The organism is Bacillus cereus group sp. RP37 (assembly GCF_040459695.1).
Lineage (GTDB): Bacteria > Bacillota > Bacilli > Bacillales > Bacillaceae_G > Bacillus_A.
On sequence record NZ_JARVHP010000001.1, the window covers coordinates 2041926 to 2064386 of the forward strand.

Below are 22461 nucleotides of genomic sequence, written 5' to 3' on the forward strand. Positions count from 1 at the left end.
TGGAAATAAAGAAATGGAATTATTTGATTACTATAAGCGAAAAGGGAAGTTTAAACTGTTAATTGGAACGGGTATTTTTATTCTTGCGTTATGCGCTGTATATGACGATTGGGGATATGTTAATTGGGGGCAGATTATCTTTTTTGTTATCGCCTCTTCTATCTTTTTTGGAATTGGATTTTGGCAGGTAAGAAAAGGGGATTTGATACAAAAGAATACGGTGAAAAGTAATATGACGTTTTGGGATGTGGAGACTTTTGTCGTATTAGAATTACCTAAGCGGAACAAGCAATATGGTTTATATCATCCTGATGGCGGATATGTTGCAGGAACAAAGATGGTTTCATCTAACATTCTTTTTTCAGTAATACCTTTTTTACATAATAAAGATGTTTATGGACTAGAAACGAGTAGCGGGGAAATTCTAGCCTATTTTCATACTGAAGTGGACGGGTATGATTGGGTAATCTATGATTCAAATTATAATCAGATAGGTATGTTTAAAGAAAAAATGATACAAGGATTTACTATGATACGAGGTACTTTGCTGACTGATAAAGCCACAAAATTGTCCGATGTAGAAGTTGAGTTTGATTTTATTCAAAGTACGCTTCGTACAATAGATGGGCGTACATTAGCAATCGGTAAGCAAGGATATATGCCTATAGAATGGAGTGAAAGGTTCATTGGTTTAAATGTACCTACTATTACATTAGGTTCTAATGCGTCTAATAATGAAAAAATTCTCGGTTTAGGGGCGCTCCTTTATAGCTTACGTACAATTGAAATTCGAAAAAATAGGGCGAGCGTTTAATGAGGGGAAGCAGTGTTTATATGCGGAACTTTATAGAAATTTCATTTTTCTAATTATATCTTTTTAGATTGATGGATGTGGGGTCACGTCCATCAATCTAAGAAAACAAGTTAGCCTAAAGACGATAAAAATAAACTTTATAAAAATACAAAATATAAACGTAGAGGATTAAACAAAGTGTATAGTACTTTTCTAGTCATGTAACCTTTTCATTTGATGATCTTTTCCCCATTCACATAGTTCATCCATAATTTGCATTAAAGATTTCCCGTAGTCACTTATTGTGTATTCAACCTTTGGTGGTACTTCTTGATATACAGTACGATGGATAATCCCGTCAGCTTCAAGTTGCCGAAGTTGTTGTGTAAGAACTTTTTGTGTAATGTTTGGGATTTCTCGTCGGATTTCATTTGTTCGCATTTTTCCATCCATCAAAACACATAAAATATGAACTTTCCATTTTCCACCGATTACATCGAGTGTCGTTGCAATTGGGCAGTCTTCATTTTGATTCATATAACACCTCCACAGGTACTTTAAGGTTCCTATAGCACTTTAAAGTACGTACTTTTCAATTATATGTAAATCATTCATACTAATACGTAAAGGATTGAATAATTTCTAAGGGGGATGGAAGATGATGAAAACACTTGTAATTGTAGCACATCCTGATATTGAAAAATCAAAAATTAACAAAAGATGGATTGAAGAACTTGAGAAATATTCGGATGAAATTACGGTGCATGAATTATATAAAGTGGCACCAAATTGGGAGTTTAATGTGGAAGAGGAACAAAAGCTGTTAGTAGAGCACGACCGATATATATTTCAATTTCCGCTCTATTGGTATAGCTCACCACCTTTATTGAAAAAATGGTTTGACGATGTATTAACATATGGATTTGCTTACGGATCAAAAGGGGATAAAGTGAAAGGGAAAGAGTTTGGTGTAGCTATTTCTATAGGGGGATTAGAAAAAGACTATGAAAATAGTGGAATCACAATGGGTGAATTAACGAAACCATTTCAAGCTACGTGCTTATATACAGACATGAAATTTATACCTTCATTTTATTTATATGGTGCCGAATATAAATTAAGTGATGAAGAGATTGATAAAAGTGCACCGGAGTATGTGCGCTATGTGATGAATAAGGAGTATTCTAATGTATAAGAGGAAATAGCCATTTACTTGTTAAGTAGATGGCTATTTTTATTGAATTTATATTCACTAAGTGTAATCTTTAGTAAATTAATAGTTAATCTGGTAAAATAAAAAACCTAACATATATAAAGGGGAGTTTTACTTGAGAACGATGCAAAAATTATTACAAAAAAGAGCAATGCAATCACCAAATTTGGAAGCGCTTGTAGGGGGAGAGAAAAGGTATTCGTTTCAGCAATATAATGAACGAGTAAATCAGCTTGCACACTATTTGTTACATAAAGGTGTACAAAGAGGAGATCGTATTGGAATACTATGCAAAAATAATCATCCATTTCCAAGCGTTATGATGGCAAGTTTAAAAATTGGAGCTGTATGTATTCCGCTAAATCATCAGCTTACTGCTTATGAATTAGAAACGATTGTAAAGGAAGCAAAATTAAAAGTATTAGTTATTGATGAAGAATTTAATGAAGTTGTATTAAAAATTGATGCTGTTAAGGAAATTCCTTATGTAATTAAAACGACAGAAGAAGGTTTTGGTTTATTTGAACTTAAATTACAAGAACAGCCAAATACAGAGCCGAATGTAGAAGTTCATGAAGAGGATGATGCGATTTATTTATTTACTTCAGGAACGACTGGACAGGCAAAAGCGTGTGTGATTGGGCATAAAAACTTACATCACTATTTTGCTGAGATTGCAGGACAAAGAGAAATACCAGCGGGTGAACGCTTTTTATCCGTGCATCCATTATTTCATATGAGTGGCGTGCTTTCTATTTTAAATTGTATTTATCATGGCGTTACGATGATCTTCTTAGCAGATTCGAATCCTAGTCTGATTTGGGATACGATTGAAGAAGAGAAAATTACTACGATGCTTGCATTCCCGGCTGTTTATAGCTACATGCTTGATGAGTTAAATAAAAAAGAACGTAACATTTCGACTTTTAAAGTAGCGCAAAGCGGTGGTACAAAAGTGCCAGAAACACTCATTCAAAAATATATGGAAAAAGGAATATACATGGTACAAGGTTATGGGAGTACAGAAGGTTGGGTTGTAACTTCATGGCATCCAATGATGGGAAAAGAAAAGATGTCTTCTGTAGGGAAAACTTTGAAACATGTAGAGCTGAAAATTGTTCATCCAGAAACAGGTGATGAACTAACAACAAATGAAGTTGGCGAAATTCATGTAAGAAGTCCATACATGTTTAAAGGGTATTGGAATAATGAAAAGGCGACAAAGAAGGTAGTAAAAGATAATTGGTTTAACATGGGCGATGCTGGCATGATAGATGACGACGGATTCCTGCATATTATGGGAAGATATAAAGACGTTATCATACGCGGTGGTGACAACGTATATCCAGATCAAGTAGAAGATGTTATTCATGAAATACATGGTGTTCTAGAAGTTGCAGTAGTTGGGGTTCCGGATGACTTTTGGGGTGAGGTTCCGACTGCGTACATTGTAAAAGATATGCAAACGTCTTTAATGGAAGAAGAAATTATACAGCATTGTAAAGAAAAACTAGCAAGTTATAAAATACCCAAAGTTGTATTTATGGAAGAATTACCGAAAAATGCTTTAGGGAAAGTGTTGAAGAGGGAATTAAGAGAAGATGTATTTGTAAAATAAAAGCGATTAGATGATGATGATGATGAATCCAGTTATGTACAAAGCATAACTGGGTTTTTTCTTTATAATTCTGTTAGTGAATATTGTGGGTATTTGGAACTTTTTGTGTATTTTTGGTGTAATATTGAAAATAAAGGAATTATGTAGAAAATGATAATTTACAAATTGATATTGCTGGAACAGCGGTATATGTGAAAGAGTTTGAAGTTTTAATATAAAAAAAGAAAGCCCGGCATACATCCGGACTTTTATTATCTGTTCAATACTTCAATATACGAAGCATCTCCAGTTGTTCTTAAAGCAGAGCGAAAATTGTTATTTTCTAACGTTTCAGCAACTTGTTGTAACTGCTTTGCATCATCATGATGGATAAGCAAGCTGTCGGCACCGCTTTCTTCTATATGAATGTGTTCGACATTTCCGATTGCATCATGTACAGCTTTTAAAAATTCAGGTTTCATGGTGTCCTCCTATATGTATGTAACGTTGTTGTTAGTATTTCCTTATTTTTGAAATATAAAAGTGAATGAATTTTTGTTATATTAAGATTTTGGAAGGGGTTTCCTATTCGTTTGTCAAATAATAGTAAAGTTGTCTTTTGAATTGAGGGAATCTTCGGGATTGAAGGGTGAGGGAATGGACATTTCAATAATTGCTGCACAACTAGTTAAGGAGAACGTGATTTCACATTATCCAAATAGCATAAAAGTGTTGAACGGAGGAACGACAAGTATGGTATATTTATTGGACGGAAAATATGTTGTAAAGCTGAATGAAGCGGAAGTAATACGTGAAGAAGCTAATTTTCTTTCTTTTTATGAGGGGAATACTTTGTTTTCAAAGCTTTTGTATAAGGAACCTTTCCATACGTATATTGTGTATTCTTTTCTTGAAGGTAGTATTTCGTGCGAACAAGGATATAAACGAAGTACGCTTCGTACACTTGTAAAAGAAGTTATCAATAAGTATAAAATGATTCCAGAGGCATATGGCTGGGGATGGAAAGAAAGTCCGGTTCAATCTTGGAATGAATTTTTAACGACAAATGTGATGGAAGCTTATGAAAATGTAAGACGTTACATAGGTGAGGAAGAGTATAGAACAGTTCTTAAGTTAGCAAATAGTCCAAATAGGGGGACTGGAATAAATCAGCCTTTTTTATTGCATGGCGATTTCGGATTCCATAATTTTATATTTCAAGAGAATAGGTTACATGGAGTAATTGATCCCTTACCAGTGTTAGGAAATCCTATATACGATTTAATTTACGCGTTCTGTTCAACTCCGGAAGATGTAACAAAAGAAACAATTAATTATGCGATGAAACAGTGTGTATTTCATAGAAAAGACCATGATTTATATGAAGAAATAGTCATAGGATTATATTTGCGTATAGATACATGTTTAAGACACCATCCGAAAGATTTAGAAGATTACTTGGAAGCTTGGCGTTATTGGATGGGTGAGGTTGAGACTACTTTATAGCACAAATATTTTTGGGGAGATGGTGAGATGAATGTTGCAGAAGCGAAAAAGGATTTAGCAATAAAAACGAAGAGAGGCTTACCAATTATATTAGCAGGCGTTTTATTTTGGATAGTTATGAGTATAACGGGCTTTGTTCTTCCGGAAAAACAAGTTGTGTGGGTATATTTAATTGGTATGGGATGTGTATTTCCTTTCGGTTTAATGATAGCTGCTATATTGAAAATTGATATGTTTGCGAAAGGAAATCCGTTAGGGATTTTGGCAGGATTAATTGGTGGGATAAATGTATTAAATATTCCGCTTGTATTACTTGCCTATTTTCAATTTCCAGAATGGTTACCTTTTGTAGTAGCGATGTTAATAGGTGTTCATTTTATCCCGTACGTATGGATTTATGAAAGCAAAAGTTATGGTGTATTGTCGGTAGGGACTGTATTCGTAACGTCAGTTTGTGGGATTCTTTTTGCAGAAAAAGGATTTACTGTAATTCCATTATCGGTTACAGCTGTTTATTTACTTACTTTTATAAGTTTATTAATTGAAAATAAAAAAGCAGATCATTATCAACAAAAATCAGCTTAATAAAAAATTAGGGATAGGGGAATTTATTATGAAAAATTACGTTTGTACAACATGTGGTGTGCAGTATGCAGCGAGTGTAGAGGAACCGGTGAGTTGTCATATTTGTGATGAAGAAAGGCAATATGTTAATCCGAAAGGGCAGTCTTGGACGACTTTAGAAAACTTGCAAACGAGTGATACATATAAAAATGAAATAATCGAAGAAGAAAATGGGCTTTATAGTATTACGACAAAACCAGGGTTTGCGATCGGTCAAACGGCATTTGTAGTGAAAACAGAATCATATCGTTTACTATGGGACTGCATTACTTATTTAGATGAAATGACGATTGCGAAAATAAAAGAGCTTGGCGGATTAGATGCAATTGCATTGTCTCATCCACATTATTATTCAACGCAAGTAGAATGGGCAGAGACATTTGATGTACCAATTTATATACACGAAGATGATAAAGAGTGGGTGATGCGTCCGAGTAGTCGTATTATTTATTGGTCTGGTGAGTCTTTACAATTAGCTGACGGAATTACTATTCATCGTCTCGGAGGACATTTTAGTGGCGGTTCTGTCTTACATTGGGAAGAAGGAAATGATGGGAAAGGTATTTTGTTAACAGGTGATATTATTCAAGTTGTAGCGGATGAGCGATGGGTAAGCTTTATGTATAGCTATCCAAACTTAATTCCATTACCAGCGAGAAAAGTGGAAGAAATGGTGAATCGAGTGAAGCCGTTACAGTTTAATCGGTTATACAACGCTTTTCATCGAGTAGTAAAAGAGAATGCAAATGAGGCAGTGGAACGTTCTGCAGAAAGATATATTAAGGCAGTAGAAGGAAAGTTATTTCATACGTAAAAGGAGAGTGAGCTCTATGAAAACGTTAGTATGCTTCGGTGATAGTATTACAGCTGATGAAACATTTTTTAATGGAACGCCGAGGTTAACGCCACGTTTGCAAGAGATGTTCCCGAATTGGAAAGTAGTGAATGCAGGTGTTCCAGGTGATAATACGTTCGATGCGTTACATAGAATTGAAGAAGATGTATTATCATATAAACCAGATTTTGTTACGGTTTTTCTTGGTACGAATGATGCAGTTTCATTTTCACAAGTGACATTACAAGTATATAAAGAAAACCTAGAGAAGATTGTGAAACAGATTTCGTCAGATAAAGTACTGCTTATTAGTCCTGCCCCAGTTGATGAGGAAAGACAGCATAGTAGAACAAATGAAGTGCTTGGTCAGTATGCAGACGTAGTAGAGGAAGTGGCGAAAGAAACAGGAAGCTATTTTCTAAATTTGTATGCTGAAATGATTCAAGAGCCTCAGTATAAAAGATTAGTAGAAGATGATGAAAAAGACGGTTTACATTTTGGCCGACAAGGTTATGAATATTTAGCGGAGTTAATTGGTAAAAAGTTAAAAGAGATTTTGTAAGAAGCAAAGTGTGCGCGCTTTGCTTTTTTGTTTGCGTATTTCCTCCTACAATGCTGCTGTATTCAATGCAGTAGCTTTTATTATGCTAAATATATTTCATAGTAGCACATGTAAGAAAGAAATGAATAAAGTGAAATATAATTAGACCTTACCAATCGGGTTATTAAGGGGAGCCCGACTTCGACCTAACTTTTTCGCTCTTGCCGAATTTTGAGGCGGGAGTGTTACTGCACAAATAGCGGGATAAAATGTACTTTAAAGTGCATGGGGAAGTGGTTAGCCGTAACACTATGGGATGTTCGAACAAAAGAAAATGATTTGTTCCGCTAATGGAATACATCCAAGACTTAACAGTTGATTATAAGAACTGTAAAGTTTAAAATTACAGTATAGTTTTTAGAAGTGAGTTGCTATCGTTTGTAAAAAAACAGATAAATTAAATATTCTCGAATAAATAATATAACGTGTATTTCATTTTAAACTGTAATTTTTTTTAATACATTTCAATAATCTATATAATAATTTTAAAAAGTAAAGGAGTGTGTAGAATATGGTGGTTTTATATACGACAGCAAGCTGTAGTTCATGCCGAAAAGCAAAAGCATGGCTTGAAGAACATCAAATTGATTATACCGAAAAAAATATCGTATCCAATTCTCTTACAGTCGATGAACTTAAATCCATTCTTCGTTTAACTGAAGAGGGTGCAACTGAAATTATTTCAACTAGATCTAAAACTTTTCAGGAATTAAATATAAATATTGAGGCGCTTTCGCTTAATGAGTTTTATAAATTAATAATTGAGTATCCTCAAATGTTACGTCGTCCAATTATGCTGGACGAAAAAAGATTACAAGTTGGTTTTAATGAGGAAGAAATTCGCAAATTTTTACCGCGTAGCGTTCGAACATTTTTGAATATTGAATTGCAAAAAATGGCTAATTAATAAGTAATATTTTGAAAGGAGGAAACAGAAGTGATTGAAGTATGTGTTACAGTTAATTATAAAGATAGAAACTATCACACAAATGTTATTGTGAGTAAAGATACGATTTGGACAAAAATTAAACAATTGGCAGAAGAACAAGTTAAGAAACAGTGGACTGTTTAAATCTATTTGCAACTTAAAAAGTTAAATGAAGTTAGGAGATATAGGGGAGTTCTGATAGAATATAAAGGAATTTATTTTTTCATGCTAAGCATGCTTCTTATATATTTTAACGTTTGACTAACCTATCTGTAATATTTATGGCTACAGTATGTTACTAAGCGAGAAATCATATTTTTTATCGTAGGAGGAAAACAATGAACAGTGACTTTACCTTGGCCATTCACAGTTTAACTTATTTAGCTTTACAGCCAGACCGGATGTCAACAAGTAGTGCTATTTCAGAAAGTGCAGGTGTTCATCCAGTGCGCATTCGCAAAGTGCTAAGTTTGTTAAAAAAACATAAGTTTATACAATCAAAAGAGGGAACTGGTGGAGGTTTTATTTTTGCTCGAGATTTAGGTGAAGTGAACCTTTGGCATATTTATCAAATAACTTCAGAAGGTGCATTGCAGCCGAAGTGTCCAGAATCAAATAATCAGTGTATTGTAGGTTCGAACATGCGGAAAGTTCTTTTTGCTATTTTCTTAGGTGCGGAAGAACATCTAGGTGAATATTTAAAGAATTATACAATGAAAGAAGTTGTTGATCTTATTAATCAAGAACGTTAAGCGGCTTAATTATTATATAACCGTGAGTTCTTAAAAATTAAATGTAATGAAAAACATTACAGTTTAAGTTAGTTTTTATATCTTTTTTATCATCACAAAAAATATTTATAAGAAGGTGAAAAAGTATGATGTCAAATAATAATCATGTTTTAAAAGTGGGAGATTGGGTTCGTGGAATATCAAATGAAGGTGAATTTATACTTGGTTACATTGCATCACTTGATGACGTAGAAGATATAGTTACAGTTAGTATTGTGAAACGTGACAATAAGTACACAAAAAACGAAGCGATTTTACTCTTTAGTAAACACGTTAACAAACTCCCTGAATCAAAGGTAATCAATAAGGAGCAAATCCTTTATCTTATAGACCTTGCGTTATTAACAGGAGATGAAGAATGGTTTATTGAGCTTTCTGCAAAACTGAACTCGATAAAAGAGCTAGTTAATGGGGGATTTTAAAGCGTACATTAGTTACTTTTAATAGGGCGGATTGTGCAATAATATCATCTCTTTTGTTGCATTTTAATAAAAGAGGTGATTGATGGTATGAAAATGAAAATAATTAGCATCATATGTTTTCTGAGTTTTTTATTACCCTGTATTTCCGCTCAAGCAATTGTAAAAAAAGAAAATAATAGAAATGAAAGCTTTGACATAGATTTAACCGGTTATGAACTTTATTCGTTTGGTGATTTTAATCAATTAGGTTATAAGATAACGCCACTTACTCAATTGTTTCTAGGGATAGTTCAAACAGAAGGTGAGTGGATTGATGAACCACGATTATATATTAAGGGAAATAAAGGTTATTTTCATCTTTGGAAAAAGGACGGTACGAATGTTCTTTATACCGTTGAAAAGAGCGGTGATTTTTGGGGAATTATAGATGTGAAAAGAAAGAAAATCAACAGAATACCTGTACCAAAACAGTTTTTAAAAGAAGTAGTCATGAATCTCTTATTAGAGCCAATAAGTAAAGAAGTTGAAAACTATTATAAGGAACCAAAACTATGGGATCGAGGTTCTGAAAAAATACTTGAAATAAAAAAAGACGAAGTAAACTCTATTTTCTATGTAACTGTTCAAATTCAAACTTTTGAGGGTGCGCACAATCCACCTTATGGAGAGGACACAATTATTTTTCGTATAAAAGGAAATGATGTAAAAACGATTCATTACAAACATAGGGATATTCCTGAAGAAGAGTTAAAAAAACTCGAATTAAGATGACATGGAAGTGAGTTGTTTGCACACTCCTGATAATGATGTAAATAAGCTGTCTATATCGGCAGCTTATTTTATTTTTTTGTTTAGCGTAGGTTTTTGCAAAATGTTAGCGGTCCTCTCATTGCTATCAAATAAACGTATTTTCCTAAAAATGTATATGAATGCAATGTCGATAATATATATCCTGAAAATTGGTTTGTGCATTCGAAAAGATATTTCTTTTTAACCACATTAATTATTTATTAGAATATCTTTTTGAAATTAAAATAAAATTTTTCGATAAAGAAGGATATAAGTGTTTTTAAAATGAGCAGCTCGGATAAACCATATTTTACTGTATTTTATGCTAATTAATTCCGTTATAAGTGATAGGAACAAGGGTTGTGTGCTAACTGTAAAATGTTATCCATGTAAAATTATTTCCAATTAATATTTCTGAAAATATAAAAATATTAATTTTATAAATATACACGTTATAATGAGGGCGTCGAGAGAAATTTTATTATCTCTGGAGAAAATATAAAAAATGCGATTACTAGTAAGAAAGGTGTGTGATTAGAGGCGAAATGTATGTAAAGTGCTTCAGTGGCTTGTGTAATCAATACCATAAATGCTGCCGAAGTTATGAAAGTGATGTATAGAATTGAGAAAGAAATGCCTCATAAATGAAGAGAGGCCGGTTTAGCTAAAATTACTGTTACAAGTAAGTAAGAGAAACCATTAAAGTAATACACTGTTATTAGAAATGTTGCAACGTATTTATGAAGTCTATTCAATATTGTTCTCTTAAGAGGTCTTTATATAAAGGGCGGATATTACGAGTAAACTTTTATGTGAACGCTAACAATTATATTAGGACGCTAACTAGCGAATGTTTCAATTTGGATTCATCATGATGAAGGACATACAATGTGGGGCAACTTGTAAGGAATTCATTTTCTAAAAAAGGGAAATATTCGTTAGCTATAAAGAGAGACGCAGGAATAGATACAAGGGGGAGTTATTATATGAACGGGAATACTGCAAAGAAAATAGAAGTTCAAGCTGAAAATATCGCACTAAAAAATGAGCAATATGCAGATCCGAAAAAGTGGCATAAGCAGGATACTACATGGGCACTCAGTCTATTTGGAACTGCAATTGGAGCAGGGGTGCTCTTTTTACCGATTAATGCAGGTTCAGGTGGTTTATTATCATTACTACTAATTACATTGCTTGCGTATCCAGTTATGTATTACTCACATAGGGCACTTGCTAAAATGATATACGCTTCTAATTCTGCTGATGAGGGGATCACAGGTACAATTAGAGAGTATTTCGGAAATAAAGCAAGTATCATTTTTAACATCGTATATTTCGGTTCAATTTATACAATCGTATTAATGTATTCGGTTGCGCTTACAAATACTGCAAGTAGTTTTATCGTGCATCAATTGCACATGCCAGAACCTCCAAGGGCTATTTTATCACTTGTATTAGTTCTTGGTCTTATCGCTATACTGAATTTTGGTCAAGATATTACTGTAAAGGTAATGAGTATGCTAGTGTATCCTTTCATAGCTTCTCTACTTTTTATCGCAATATCTTTAATTCCACAGTGGAATACGTCAATGCTTAGTTTTTCAGCTATTTCTACTGCTTCAACAGGAACAGGATATTTTGGAACGATATTAATGATTCTACCAATCATCGTATTCTCATTTAATCATTCACCTATGATTTCATCATTTGTTGTGAAACAGAGAGCTACGTATGGGATAGAAGCTACTGATGCGAAATGTGCGCAAATACAAAAGGTTTGTTATATCATGACATTTGCGGTTGTTATGTTCTTCGTCTGGAGCAGTACATTGAGTTTGACTCCAGATGATATTAAAATGGCAAAAGAGCAGAACTTATCAATCCTTTCATATCTTGCTAATGAGCTTAATTCGCCTGTAATCACGATTGCAGCTCCTATCATTGCTTTTGTGGCTATTACAAAGTCTTTCCTTGGCCACTATATCGGAGCATATGAGGTAATGCGTGACGTGATTATGAAGTTCGGTAAAACACGTGGAAAAGATATAGAAGAAAAAACAATTAAGACAATAATCCTTACTTTTGTCGTATTAACATGCTGGTATGTTGCTTATGCAAATCCAAGTATTCTTGGAATTATTGATTCACTTAGCGGTCCATTAGTTGCTGCTATCTTATGTCTATTACCGATGTATGCGATTCAAAAAGTACCAGTACTAGCTAAATACAAAGGGAAAATGAGTAACGTATTTGTTATTATTGTAGGTGTACTTACTGTGTTAGCAAGTATTAAATCATTATTCTAATTCACGATTGTTAGTTTTAATGCAAAATAAAATAGAACGATTTTGGGACAGGCTTCTCCGTTTGGAGAGTTTGTCCCTTTTTAAATTAGCGACAAAAGGTCATCTTTCACATAAGTTCTTTTCGCACATAAGGTTGCTTTATTGCGTAACACTTTTATCTTATTGATTTTATGAGGGTTTTACGCATAATTGTAACTAAGGGAGATGATTCCAAGTTGAGTAAGCCGAATGTAAGCACAACAGTTTTAGGAGATATAATTGTTACCCGTCTTATCGGCAAGATTAAAACGGATGATGTTTATGAATGGTTTAATGGTTTCGAGCTGGTTTGTCAGCAATTCATTTCTGAGGGGCGGAAATACAAATTGTTGATAGATAGAAAAGGATACACGCCAGATCATTTTTCTGTTCAAAAAGCATGGAAAGATAAGTTTTTCAATGAAACGATTTTGAGTCACAGTAAGGCAATTGCTTTTCTCCTGGAAGAAGGGGAGATACTGAATTATTTACAACAAGCCAATACAAAAGAATCCGTAAAGTTTTTTGATGATTATGAACAAGCATTCTTTTGGTTGAATGAATATCTCATATGAAATTGTTAGCGAACCAGTTGCTTAATCAACTGGTTTTTTTATGCTTGTAAGCAGTATCCGGAAGAAAACTTCTATACAAAATGTTTAGTAAGAAAGGACATACATTTTTAATGCGCTAAATATAATTCATATTAGCACCAGGAAGAAGAGAATACGTTTTATGGTATTAGATATATTGATTTCAAAAATATCAATGTGGCATAAGGTGATTAAGGGGGATAAAGATATGAGTACTTCGAATCTAAATGAAATAGGTAAGCAAATTTTAATAGAAGAGGAAACACTTCAATTTTCCTCTTTTACAAATGAAGATGCCTTGCAATTAGGTTTATTTATCGTTGAAACAGCAAAGCGAGAGGGGAAATTGATTGCTGTTGATATAACGAAAAATGGTGTGCAATTATTTCATTTCAAGATGACAGGGACAAATGAGGAAAATACGAAATGGATTGAGCGTAAAAAACGAGTCGTTTCCCTGCATGATCGTAGCTCGTATTATATGCAGATACAAAGTGAAATAACTGGAATCTCATATAATGAAAAATATCTTTTAGATACTTCGGAATATGCTGCATTTGGTGGATGCTTTCCTATCAGAATAAAAAACGTAGGGGTTATTGGAATGATAACAGTTTCAGGATTACCACCAGAAGAAGATCACGAATTGGTTATAAGAGCGGTGAAAAATCATTTGAAGCAATAATAAAAAGGCAAAACCGAACAAAAAGATGTTCGGTTTTGCCTTTTTATTATTCTTTTCATGTAATGGATATATTTCTAATCTTTTCTTACTAAATAGACAAGCACGAAAAGATATTATGGAATGAAAAATCTTTAATTCGAGACATTTTCCTTGACGATGATAATCTATGTAGTTAATATGATATACATAAAATAATTTAATTACTTTTAATAATTAAGTTATTTTATATAAGTTATGGTAGGTAAGTAGGATGTGGAAAAAATGCTTTGAATTGCCACTATTAATATTGGGGACAATTAGAAAGCGACAACTATAAAAAATTAGAAGTTAAGAAGTAAGAGTGGATCAACAATCATAGTAGCTTCTGTACAATGCATTATTACTATAGTGACAATGACTATACATCACGAGGGGGACTAAAATTGGAATCAATGACCTTTGTTTTATTTGGAGCAACAGGGGATTTAGCTAAAAGAAAAATTTACCCCGCGCTATTTAACTTATATAGAGATCAAAAGCTTCCAAAGCAAATATCCGTTATTGGGCTTGGAAGACGTGAAGTATCTCATTTAGATTTTCAAAAAAGAATAAAAGAATCCATAGAAACTTTTTCTCGTCGCAGAGAAGAAGGTACTCCGAAAATAGAAGATTTTTTAGAGTATTTTCGTTATTGTTCGTTAGATGTGAATAAGCCAGAAGATTATAAAAGATTATTACAAGTAGTTCGTGAAAGGGAAGAAGAACAAAATATACAAGGGAATAGAATGTTCTACCTTTCAGTTACTCCTGACTTCTTTGAGACAATTGCTTTAAATATTAAAGAAAGTGGACTTGATAAAACGGATGGATGGAAGCGCCTGATGATTGAAAAACCATTTGGTCATGATCTTACATCTGCTCGAGAGCTGAATGACAAGCTGAGCCGAACGTTTGAAGAAGACGAAATATACCGTATTGATCATTATTTAGGTAAACCGATGGTTCAAAATATTGAAGCACTTGAATTTGCAAATCCTGTTCTTCAATCGATTTGGAATAAAGAACATATTGCGAATGTACAAATAACAGCTAGTGAAACGGTTGGGGTAGAAGAAAGGGCAGGATATTATGATCATGCAGGAGCCATTCGCGATATGGTTCAAAATCATATGTTGCAAATATTAATGATGACTGCTATGAATCTGCCGGAAAAGATTAATGCATGTGAAATTCGTGAGGAAAAGCGAAAAGTGATGGAGACTCTTCGTAAAGTGAAAAAAGAAGACGTTCAGAACCATATCGTTCGCGGGCAATACGCTTCAGGAGAGATAAAAGGACAACAAGTTGTAGCGTATAGAGAGGAGCCAGGAGTAAACCCTTCTTCTCAAACAGACACATTTGTCGCGGCCCGCCTATGGATCGATAACCCGTTTTGGACTGGCGTTCCCTTTTATATACGAACAGGAAAAAGAATGAAAGAGAAGTCTACTCGTATTGTAATTGAATTTAAAAATACATTAAAGCAGCAATATCAAGATAGTAATCCAAATGCAGAGCCTAATTTGTTAATCATTGAAATTAGCCCAAATGAAAATGTTTCACTCCAATTAAATAGTAAAAATCCATTGAACAATGGAGAGCTTGAACCGATCCGTATTCATTTTACTTGTGAGCAAACAGGAGCGGGAATACCTGAAGCTTATGAAAGGCTCATATATGATGCTGTATGTGGAGATTCTACATTCTTTGCACATTGGAGAGAAGTTGAATTGTCATGGGAATGGGTGCAGCCACTCCTTGAAGCATTCGAGGAAAACTTGTTGCCTCTTCACGAATATGAGTCGGGTTCGTATGGTCCAGGTGCTGCTCATGCTCTATTACAAGAAAGTGAATTTAAATGGTGGTTAGATGAGGACTGGAAAAAATAAGTGCATTTTTAAATGAAGGTTTTTAAGAATGTACATATATGACAAAAGGAATTCATGATTTTAATCATATGTATTTTTAATAAAGGGTAATTTAAGGAGGAATTATATTATGCAAGTTGGATTAATTGGTTTAGGTAAAATGGGATTGAATTTAGGGAAAAATTTAATTGATCATAAACATGAAGTAGCCGCATTCGATTTAAATACGAGTGCGGTGGAAGAAATGAAAGAATACGGGGCTACAGGTGTATCTAGTTTAAGCGAACTTGTTCAATCGTTACAATCACCAAGAATTCTTTGGGTTATGGTTCCGCACGCTGTTGTTGATTCTGTTATTAGTGAGGTTACACCGCTGTTATCAAAAGGAGATATTTTGATTGAAGCTGGTAATTCACATTATAAAGAGTCTATTCGCCGATATGAGCAACTAAAGGAAGATGGTATTCACTTTATGGATGCAGGAACTTCTGGCGGAATGGAAGGGGCTCGTAATGGTGCTTGTTACATGATCGGAGGAGACCAAGAAGCTTGGGATATCGTTGAACCTATCTTCCGAGATACAGCTGTAGAAAATGGGTACTTATATGCTGGGAAAGCTGGTAGTGGTCACTTTTTAAAAATGATTCACAACGGAATTGAATATGGAATGATGGCTGCTATTGGTGAAGGATTTGAGGTTTTAGAGAAGAGTGAATTTGACTACGATTATGAAAAAGTATCAAGAGTATGGAACAACGGTTCAGTTATTCGCTCGTGGTTAATGGAATTGACTGAAAATGCATTTTCTAAAGATGCAAAACTGGATGAAATTAAGGGCGTTATGCATTCTTCTGGTGAAGGGAAATGGACAGTAGAAACAGCATTAGATCTTCAAACAGCAACTCCTGTTATCGCGATGTCTTTATTAATGCGCTACCGCTCATTAGACAATGATACGTTTACAGGAAAAGTTGTAGCAGCACTGCGCAATGAATTTGGCGGACATGCAGTAGAAAAGAAATAAACATCTTAAAATTATAATTCGTTAACATTTAAAAACTGGAGGGAATGGATCATGAAATTTTTTATTGATACTGCAAATCTTGAGGACATAAAAAAAGCATATAAACTTGGAGTTTTAGCTGGTGTTACAACGAATCCTTCATTAGTGGCAAAAGAGGGCATTAAGTTTGAAGACCGTATTGGAGAAATCTGTAAGGAAGTACCTAAAGTTGAATCTGTTTCAGCAGAAGTAACTCCAGATGCCGTTACAGCTGAAGAAATGATTGCTCAAGCAGAGGAACTGATTAAGATTAACGGCGGCGATGAAAAAGTTACAATAAAACTTCCGATGACACTAGCAGGATTAGAAGCTTGTCGCTATCTAACTGAAAAAGGTGTGAAAACGAACGTTACACTTATTTTCACTGTGAACCAAGCTCTTTTAGCTGCTCGGGCAGGTGCAACGTACGTTTCTCCATTTTTAGGTCGCTTAGATGATATTTCTGAAGATGGCGTACTATTAGTTGCTAAAATTGCTGAATTATTCGATGTGCATCAATTAGATACACAAATTATTGCGGCTTCTGTCAGACATCCAGATCATGTAACTCGTGTAGCGATGGCAGGTGCTCACATTGCAACAATTCCTTATAAAGTAATTGAACAACTTGCTATGCACCCATTAACAGACCAAGGTATTGAGAAGTTTGCTGCGGATTGGGCGAAGGCGCCTAAGTTATAATGAAGTGAGGCTTTCACTTTTTAAAATAGTATTATAGTTATGAAAAGGACCTCCTTATAAGAGTGAAGTTTGTTAAAACGTAGCTCTCATAAGGGAGCGTCTTTTTTGTATACATCAAGGTGCTCTTTTGTTATAGGAATAATTTGAAAGGGGTTACATAGTGAACTCGAAATATATGATTGGTGTAGATATTGGGACAACTAGTACAAAATCAGTTTTGTTTTCGATTGATGGATCGGTGATTGCAAGCCATGGGATTGAATATCCTTTATATTCTCCCACGCCAGAAATAGCGGAACAAGATCCAGAAGAGATTTTCCAAGCGGTGATACATACGATTAAAGAAGTTGTGCAATCAAGTAAAATAAAGCCGATTGATATTTTTTGTGTCTCTTTTAGTTCGGCAATGCATAGTGTCATTGCTGTAGACGAAGTAGGCAAGCCGTTAACGAGATGTATTACTTGGGCAGATAATAGAAGTGCAAGCTGGGCAGAGAAAATAAAGAATGATATGAATGGTCATGAAATTTATCTTCGTACTGGTACACCAATCCATCCTATGTCACCACTTTCGAAATTAGTTTGGCTTAAAAATGAGCATGCTGAATTGTTTGCAAAAAGCTATAAATTCATTTCTATTAAAGAGTATGTTTTTTATAAGTTATTTAAGGGATATGTAATTGATTATTCTATAGCATCAGCGACAGGAATGTTCAATTTGAAATCTTTGAAATGGGATGAAGAAGCCTTGCGTGTTGCAGGAATTACAGATGAAAAGCTTTCTACACTTGTTCCAACGACGCACAGTTTAAAAGGGATAAATGAAGAATTTGCAAGAGAGATGAATGTACTTGTTACGACTCCTTTTGTAGTAGGAGCAAGTGACGGGGTACTATCCAATTTAGGTGTAAATGCAATAGAACCTGGAGTAGTTGCTATTACAATTGGTACGAGCGGTGCAGTGCGAGCTGTAACGAATCATCCAGTAACGGATCCGAAGGGTAGGACTTTTTGTTATGCGTTAACTGAGGATCTTTGGGTAATTGGTGGACCGGTTAATAACGGTGGAATGATTTTCAGGTGGGTTCGCGACCAATTATGTACGTTAGAAGTTGAGTATGGGAAGCACTTAGGAAAAGATCCTTATGAATTGCTTACTGAAATAGCAGCAAAAGTGAATCCGGGATCTGACGGTTTATTATTTCATCCGTATTTAGCAGGGGAAAGAGCTCCTTTATGGAATGCAAATGCACGAGGATCTTTCTTCGGACTTGGGTTGCATCATAAAAAAGAACATCTTATCCGTGCTGTTTTAGAAGGGGTAATTTATAATTTATATACCGTTCTTCTCGCTCTAAAAGAATTAATTGGCGAACCGAAAAAAATTCAAGCGACAGGTGGTTTTGCAAGGTCAGAACTTTGGAGACAGATGATGGCAGATATTTTTCATCAAGACGTATACGTTCCGGAAAGTTTCGAAAGTTCTTGCTTAGGAGCGGCAATCCTCGGTTTATATAGTCTAGGTGAAATAGATACATTATGCGTAGTATCTGAAATGGTAGGTGCGAATTTCCACCATGAACCAAACATGGAAAGTGTGGAAAAATATAAAGATTTAACACCTATCTATATTCGTCTGTCCCGTCAATTGGAAGAAGAATATGAAAGTATAGCTGCGTACCAAAAAAAGTGGGTTTAAAGGCTATTTAACAAGAAAATATGGTAACGTATAAAGAGGTACTCAAATTTTTTAGGATACTCTTTCAACATAAAATATTTTAAGAAGTAAGATGAACGAAAAATATAGGGAGAGAGGGTTATGAAAATGAATGATAACAAAGAGTTTATTGGATATGTTGGAACTTACACGAAAGAAAACAGTGAAGGAATATATAAGTTTACTTTAGATACGGAAGCAAAAAAAATTAGTAATGTAGCACTTGCGGCCAAGCTGGATAACCCTACATATGTAACGATTAGCCGAAATAATCAAAATCTCTATTCTGTTGTAAAAGAAGGCGAATCTGGTGGTGTAGCTGCTTATTCGATTGACAGTTATACTGGAGAGCTAAAGGAACAAAACAGACAAGTAATAGAAGGGGCTTCTCCTTGTCATATTAGTGTGGATAGTGGAAATCATACGGTAGTTACAGCGAATTACCATAAAGGAACGATTGAGTCTTTTGTAGTAAATGAGGAAAATGGAACTGTAAATGCTGCCACATCTATTATGGGACATGAAGGTTCAGGTCCAAATAAAGAAAGACAGGAAAAACCACATGCACATTACGCGGGATATACTCCTGATGAAAAATATGTGGTGGGTGTTGATTTAGGGATAGATAAATTAATAACGTATGAAATAAAAGATAGTACATTAACAGAAGTGAATAGTTTATCTGTAAATCCAGGAAGTGGTCCGAGGCATATTGCTTTTCACCCGAACGGAAAGTACGCTTATGTGATGACTGAACTTAGTTCGGAAGTTATTGTGTTAACGTATCATCCGGAAGAAGGGTCCTTTACAGAGTTGCAGTATATTTCTACTGTTCCGCAAGAATTTGATGGAAATAGTCAAGGAAGTGCTATTCACATTTCTTCTGATGGCCGCTTTGTGTATGTAGGTAATCGTGGTCATAATACTATTGCTGTTTTCAGTGTGGAACAAAATTCAGGCCAGCTTACATTTGTTGAACATACATCTACAGAAGGAAATTGGCCAAGAGACTTTGTATTAGATCCTACTGAAAAGTTCCTTGTTGCTACAAATGAAAAGTCACATAATCTTGTACTATTTTCAAGAAGTGAATCTACAGGTAAGTTAACACTTTTACAATATGATGTCGTTGTACCAGAGCCTGTTTGTGTTAAATTTTTAAATATTTAAGTTGTGTTCGATGTATTTGAAAAATCGTTGATATAATTTCATAAGTCTAAAAAAAGCAAAGCGATATCGCTTTGCTTTTTATTGTTTCTTTTTCGGTCTACGTACTAACTCGCCGCCGCAGTTTGGACAAACGTTATGTCTTTCTTCTGTACACGGTGCGCAAAATGTACATTCATACACGCAAATGTAAGCTTCAGAATCTTGCCCCAGTGATTGATCGCAAATTTGACAGTTTGTTTTCATTTCCAGTGCCATAGTAAGTCTCCTTTTAGTTTGAAAATTTATAATTTAATTATAATTTATTAAATAGAAATAGTCCTTTTCAATTGAAAGGAAATCGAATGATAAAGTTATGAATTGAAATGAAAGATGCCAATTTATTTTAAAATTGATTATTTTGTGCAGTTGGAATATTATGAAATAGTCAAAAGACAACAGGGGGTATATATTTTGACTAATCATAACGATCATTTAAAAGCAAACTGTGAAAAATGCTTCGGTCTATGTTGCGTGGCGTTACCGTTCGCAGCATCAGTAGATTTTGCAGTGAATAAAGATGGTGGTAAACCATGTTCTAATTTACAGTCAGATTATAAATGTAGCATACATAAAGATCTTAGAGGAAAAGGTTATAAAGGTTGTACAGTATTTGAGTGTTTCGGCGCTGGACAGAAGATTTCTCAAGTTACATTTAACGGGATTGATTGGCGGAAAGATGCTAAGCATGCAAGAGAAATGTATGATGCTTTTCCAGTTATGCATCAGCTTCATGAAATGCTTTGGTATTTGAATGAGGCTATTCTATTAAAGGCAACGCAGCCAATTCATAAAGAACTAAATAAAGCAATTGAAGAGACTGAGCGCCTTTCGAATTTAACTGCGGACGAGTTAATGAAAGTAAATATCCCGTTACACCGTGCAGAAGTAAATGTTTTACTTTTAGAAACGAGTGAGCTAGTTTGGAAGGAAATGAATGCTGCGCGTAAGAAGCGAATCATTCACCGCGGAGCAGACTTTATGGGAGCAAATCTGAAAAAGAAAAATTTACAAGGGGCGAATTTAAGAGGAGCTTATTTAATTGCGGCTAATTTAAATGGCGCAGACTTACGTGGAGCAGATCTCATTGGAGCAGATTTGCGGGATGCAGATATTCGTGGGGCCGATTTTACAAATAGTATTTTTCTGACGCAAGTTCAAGTTAATGCGGCGAGAGGGGACAAACATACGAAATTACCGAAATTATTGTCCCGTCCATCGCATTGGAGTGCGTAAAGAGTGGATAAAAACAGGCAGAGATTCTTAATCTCTGCCTGTTTTTCATTTCTTTTCAAAAGTAGTAATGAAAACACTACATATAATAAGGATACCACCAATAAAAAAGTTACTATTTAATGTCTCATTTAATAAGAGCCAACCAAGCAACGATCCAACGAGAGGTTGGAAGAAGAAAAATAAAGAGCCGATGCTAGCGTCCATTAATTCTAATCCTTTATTCCAAAGGAAAAAGGCACCTGCCGTTGAGACGATTCCTAAATAAAGTACGCCTAATACTACATACAGGTTCATATGTTCAATAGGGCTAGATTGGAATTCCCATATCATAAAAGGTGTAATAAAAAAGAGTGAAAAGAATATGGCGTACGTTGTAATCACTAAAGATGAAAATCGAGCTGAAGCAATTTTTACATAAATAGATAGTAAAGCCCACGTAATAGCGGCCCCAACTAATATGATTGTACCGATAAAATAGGAGCCAATTTCAATATCCCATCCGATTACGATAATGACGCCGATTGTCGCTATGATAGTAGATAACAGTCTACGAGCGGTTAGTTTTTCTTTTAAAATGATCGCTGCAAATATAACCATAAATGCAGGTGTAGCTGATGTTACTAAAGAGCCAGTATGAGCGTCGGATAATTTTGTTCCGATAAATTGACAAGTGATCGAAATGAAATATCCGATAAATCCAATCCAAGCGAATAATAGCCAATCTTTTTTACGAATGGTTACTTTTTTCTTTTGCTTTTTCTCAGTTATTTTTAAAATCATATACAAAACAACAAAAGCAATGATAAAGCGTAGCCAAACGAGTGTAAGTGGTGGGATAAAGTCGAGTACATATTTGCTAACAACGTACATACCGCCCCATATACTAGCTGCTAGTGATAAGCATATAGCTCCTAAAATGGTTTGTTTCATTTGAAGTACCTCCGTCTATTTTTAGGGTATTATGAGTTCCC

Annotated in this window: 24 protein-coding genes and 1 pseudogene; 21 read left to right on the forward strand and 4 right to left on the reverse strand. The window is 34.6% G+C overall.

From position 1 onward, the window contains the following. The first annotated feature begins 13 nt into the window (after window positions 1-13). Window positions 14-814: a hypothetical protein gene (locus QCI44_RS10760; protein ID WP_016135037.1), complete on the forward strand. Its 801-nt coding sequence runs from the start codon at window positions 14-16 to the stop codon at window positions 812-814. 192 nt (window positions 815-1006) lie between these two features. Here QCI44_RS10760 and QCI44_RS10765 read toward each other — a convergent pair whose 3' ends face one another. Continuing rightward, window positions 1007-1330, reverse strand: a complete 324-nt coding sequence (locus QCI44_RS10765; protein WP_016086977.1) for a winged helix-turn-helix transcriptional regulator — start codon at window positions 1328-1330, stop codon at window positions 1007-1009. Between the two features lie 124 nt (window positions 1331-1454). Between QCI44_RS10765 and QCI44_RS10770 the strand changes: the two genes are divergently transcribed. Both QCI44_RS10770 and QCI44_RS10775 read left to right on the forward strand, forming a co-directional pair. Next, complete coding sequence (locus tag QCI44_RS10770) at window positions 1455-1988, forward strand: NAD(P)H-dependent oxidoreductase (RefSeq protein ID WP_016135036.1); 534 nt, start codon at window positions 1455-1457, stop codon at window positions 1986-1988. Between the two features lie 133 nt (window positions 1989-2121). Next, the gene (locus QCI44_RS10775) at window positions 2122-3624 is read left to right on the forward strand and encodes a class I adenylate-forming enzyme family protein (protein ID WP_016086979.1); all 1503 of its coding nucleotides are present in this window, start codon (window positions 2122-2124) and stop codon (window positions 3622-3624) included. Between the two features lie 251 nt (window positions 3625-3875). Here the strand turns inward: QCI44_RS10775 and QCI44_RS10780 are convergent, their stop codons facing one another. After that, a complete protein-coding gene (locus QCI44_RS10780; RefSeq protein WP_016086985.1) occupies window positions 3876-4085 on the reverse strand; it encodes a hypothetical protein in 210 nt (69 codons plus the stop codon). Window positions 4086-4260: 175 nt separating this feature from the next. Between QCI44_RS10780 and QCI44_RS10785 the strand changes: the two genes are divergently transcribed. From QCI44_RS10785 to QCI44_RS10865, 17 genes and pseudogenes are all read left to right on the forward strand, one after another. Beyond that, window positions 4261-5109 (forward strand): phosphotransferase family protein, encoded by an 849-nt coding sequence (locus tag QCI44_RS10785; RefSeq protein WP_353811119.1) that lies wholly within the window; start codon window positions 4261-4263, stop codon window positions 5107-5109. Window positions 5110-5136: 27 nt separating this feature from the next. Continuing rightward, window positions 5137-5694 carry a DUF7010 family protein gene (locus tag QCI44_RS10790; protein ID WP_016086987.1) on the forward strand — a complete coding sequence of 186 codons (558 nt, stop codon included), beginning with the start codon at window positions 5137-5139 and terminating at the stop codon, window positions 5692-5694. Between the two features lie 28 nt (window positions 5695-5722). After that, on the forward strand, window positions 5723-6547 hold the full coding sequence (locus QCI44_RS10795) for an MBL fold metallo-hydrolase (protein ID WP_016086988.1): 825 nt from the start codon (window positions 5723-5725) through the stop codon (window positions 6545-6547). A gap of 16 nt (window positions 6548-6563) precedes the next feature. Further along, window positions 6564-7130 (forward strand): SGNH/GDSL hydrolase family protein, encoded by a 567-nt coding sequence (locus QCI44_RS10800; RefSeq protein WP_016086989.1) that lies wholly within the window; start codon window positions 6564-6566, stop codon window positions 7128-7130. A gap of 550 nt (window positions 7131-7680) precedes the next feature. Then, window positions 7681-8076 (forward strand): transcriptional regulator SpxA, encoded by a 396-nt coding sequence (gene spxA / locus QCI44_RS10805; protein WP_016086990.1) that lies wholly within the window; start codon window positions 7681-7683, stop codon window positions 8074-8076. Between the two features lie 30 nt (window positions 8077-8106). Further along, on the forward strand, window positions 8107-8241 hold the full coding sequence (locus tag QCI44_RS10810) for a BA3454 family stress response protein (protein WP_000573513.1): 135 nt from the start codon (window positions 8107-8109) through the stop codon (window positions 8239-8241). A gap of 194 nt (window positions 8242-8435) precedes the next feature. After that, window positions 8436-8849 carry an Rrf2-family transcriptional regulator SaiR gene (saiR, locus tag QCI44_RS10815; RefSeq protein WP_016086991.1) on the forward strand — a complete coding sequence of 138 codons (414 nt, stop codon included), beginning with the start codon at window positions 8436-8438 and terminating at the stop codon, window positions 8847-8849. A gap of 125 nt (window positions 8850-8974) precedes the next feature. After that, window positions 8975-9310, forward strand: coding sequence for an IDEAL domain-containing protein (locus QCI44_RS10820; protein ID WP_016086992.1), 336 nt, complete (start codon window positions 8975-8977; stop codon window positions 9308-9310). Window positions 9311-9397: 87 nt separating this feature from the next. Beyond that, window positions 9398-10081 carry a DUF3888 domain-containing protein gene (locus QCI44_RS10825; RefSeq protein ID WP_353811120.1) on the forward strand — a complete coding sequence of 228 codons (684 nt, stop codon included), beginning with the start codon at window positions 9398-9400 and terminating at the stop codon, window positions 10079-10081. A gap of 1004 nt (window positions 10082-11085) precedes the next feature. After that, window positions 11086-12405 (forward strand): aromatic amino acid transport family protein, encoded by a 1320-nt coding sequence (locus QCI44_RS10830; RefSeq protein WP_016135032.1) that lies wholly within the window; start codon window positions 11086-11088, stop codon window positions 12403-12405. Window positions 12406-12546: 141 nt separating this feature from the next. After that, window positions 12547-12998, forward strand: a pseudogene (locus QCI44_RS10835) (SpoIIAA family protein). 193 nt (window positions 12999-13191) lie between these two features. Further along, window positions 13192-13701 (forward strand): heme-degrading domain-containing protein, encoded by a 510-nt coding sequence (locus tag QCI44_RS10840; RefSeq protein ID WP_098405507.1) that lies wholly within the window; start codon window positions 13192-13194, stop codon window positions 13699-13701. 422 nt (window positions 13702-14123) lie between these two features. Beyond that, complete coding sequence (zwf, locus tag QCI44_RS10845) at window positions 14124-15608, forward strand: glucose-6-phosphate dehydrogenase (RefSeq protein WP_016135031.1); 1485 nt, start codon at window positions 14124-14126, stop codon at window positions 15606-15608. A 109-nt stretch (window positions 15609-15717) separates the two neighbouring features. After that, the gene (gene gnd, locus QCI44_RS10850; protein ID WP_016086998.1) at window positions 15718-16611 is read left to right on the forward strand and encodes a phosphogluconate dehydrogenase (NAD(+)-dependent, decarboxylating); all 894 of its coding nucleotides are present in this window, start codon (window positions 15718-15720) and stop codon (window positions 16609-16611) included. Window positions 16612-16662: 51 nt separating this feature from the next. Then, window positions 16663-17331, forward strand: coding sequence for a fructose-6-phosphate aldolase (gene fsa / locus QCI44_RS10855; protein WP_016086999.1), 669 nt, complete (start codon window positions 16663-16665; stop codon window positions 17329-17331). Window positions 17332-17488: 157 nt separating this feature from the next. After that, complete coding sequence (gntK, locus tag QCI44_RS10860; RefSeq protein WP_033659735.1) at window positions 17489-19030, forward strand: gluconokinase; 1542 nt, start codon at window positions 17489-17491, stop codon at window positions 19028-19030. A gap of 120 nt (window positions 19031-19150) precedes the next feature. Next, the gene (locus tag QCI44_RS10865) at window positions 19151-20218 is read left to right on the forward strand and encodes a lactonase family protein (protein WP_082181433.1); all 1068 of its coding nucleotides are present in this window, start codon (window positions 19151-19153) and stop codon (window positions 20216-20218) included. A gap of 78 nt (window positions 20219-20296) precedes the next feature. Here the strand turns inward: QCI44_RS10865 and QCI44_RS10870 are convergent, their stop codons facing one another. Further along, window positions 20297-20473, reverse strand: coding sequence for a DUF1272 domain-containing protein (locus QCI44_RS10870; protein ID WP_016135028.1), 177 nt, complete (start codon window positions 20471-20473; stop codon window positions 20297-20299). Between the two features lie 195 nt (window positions 20474-20668). On the opposite strand from QCI44_RS10870, the gene QCI44_RS10875 reads away from it, so the two are divergent. Beyond that, entirely contained in the window at window positions 20669-21490 is an 822-nt protein-coding gene (locus QCI44_RS10875) for a pentapeptide repeat-containing protein (protein ID WP_016135027.1), read from the forward strand. 45 nt (window positions 21491-21535) lie between these two features. On the opposite strand, the gene QCI44_RS10880 is transcribed toward QCI44_RS10875, so the two are convergent. Further along, window positions 21536-22420 carry a DMT family transporter gene (locus tag QCI44_RS10880; protein WP_016135026.1) on the reverse strand — a complete coding sequence of 295 codons (885 nt, stop codon included), beginning with the start codon at window positions 22418-22420 and terminating at the stop codon, window positions 21536-21538. Window positions 22421-22461: the final 41 nt, after the last annotated feature.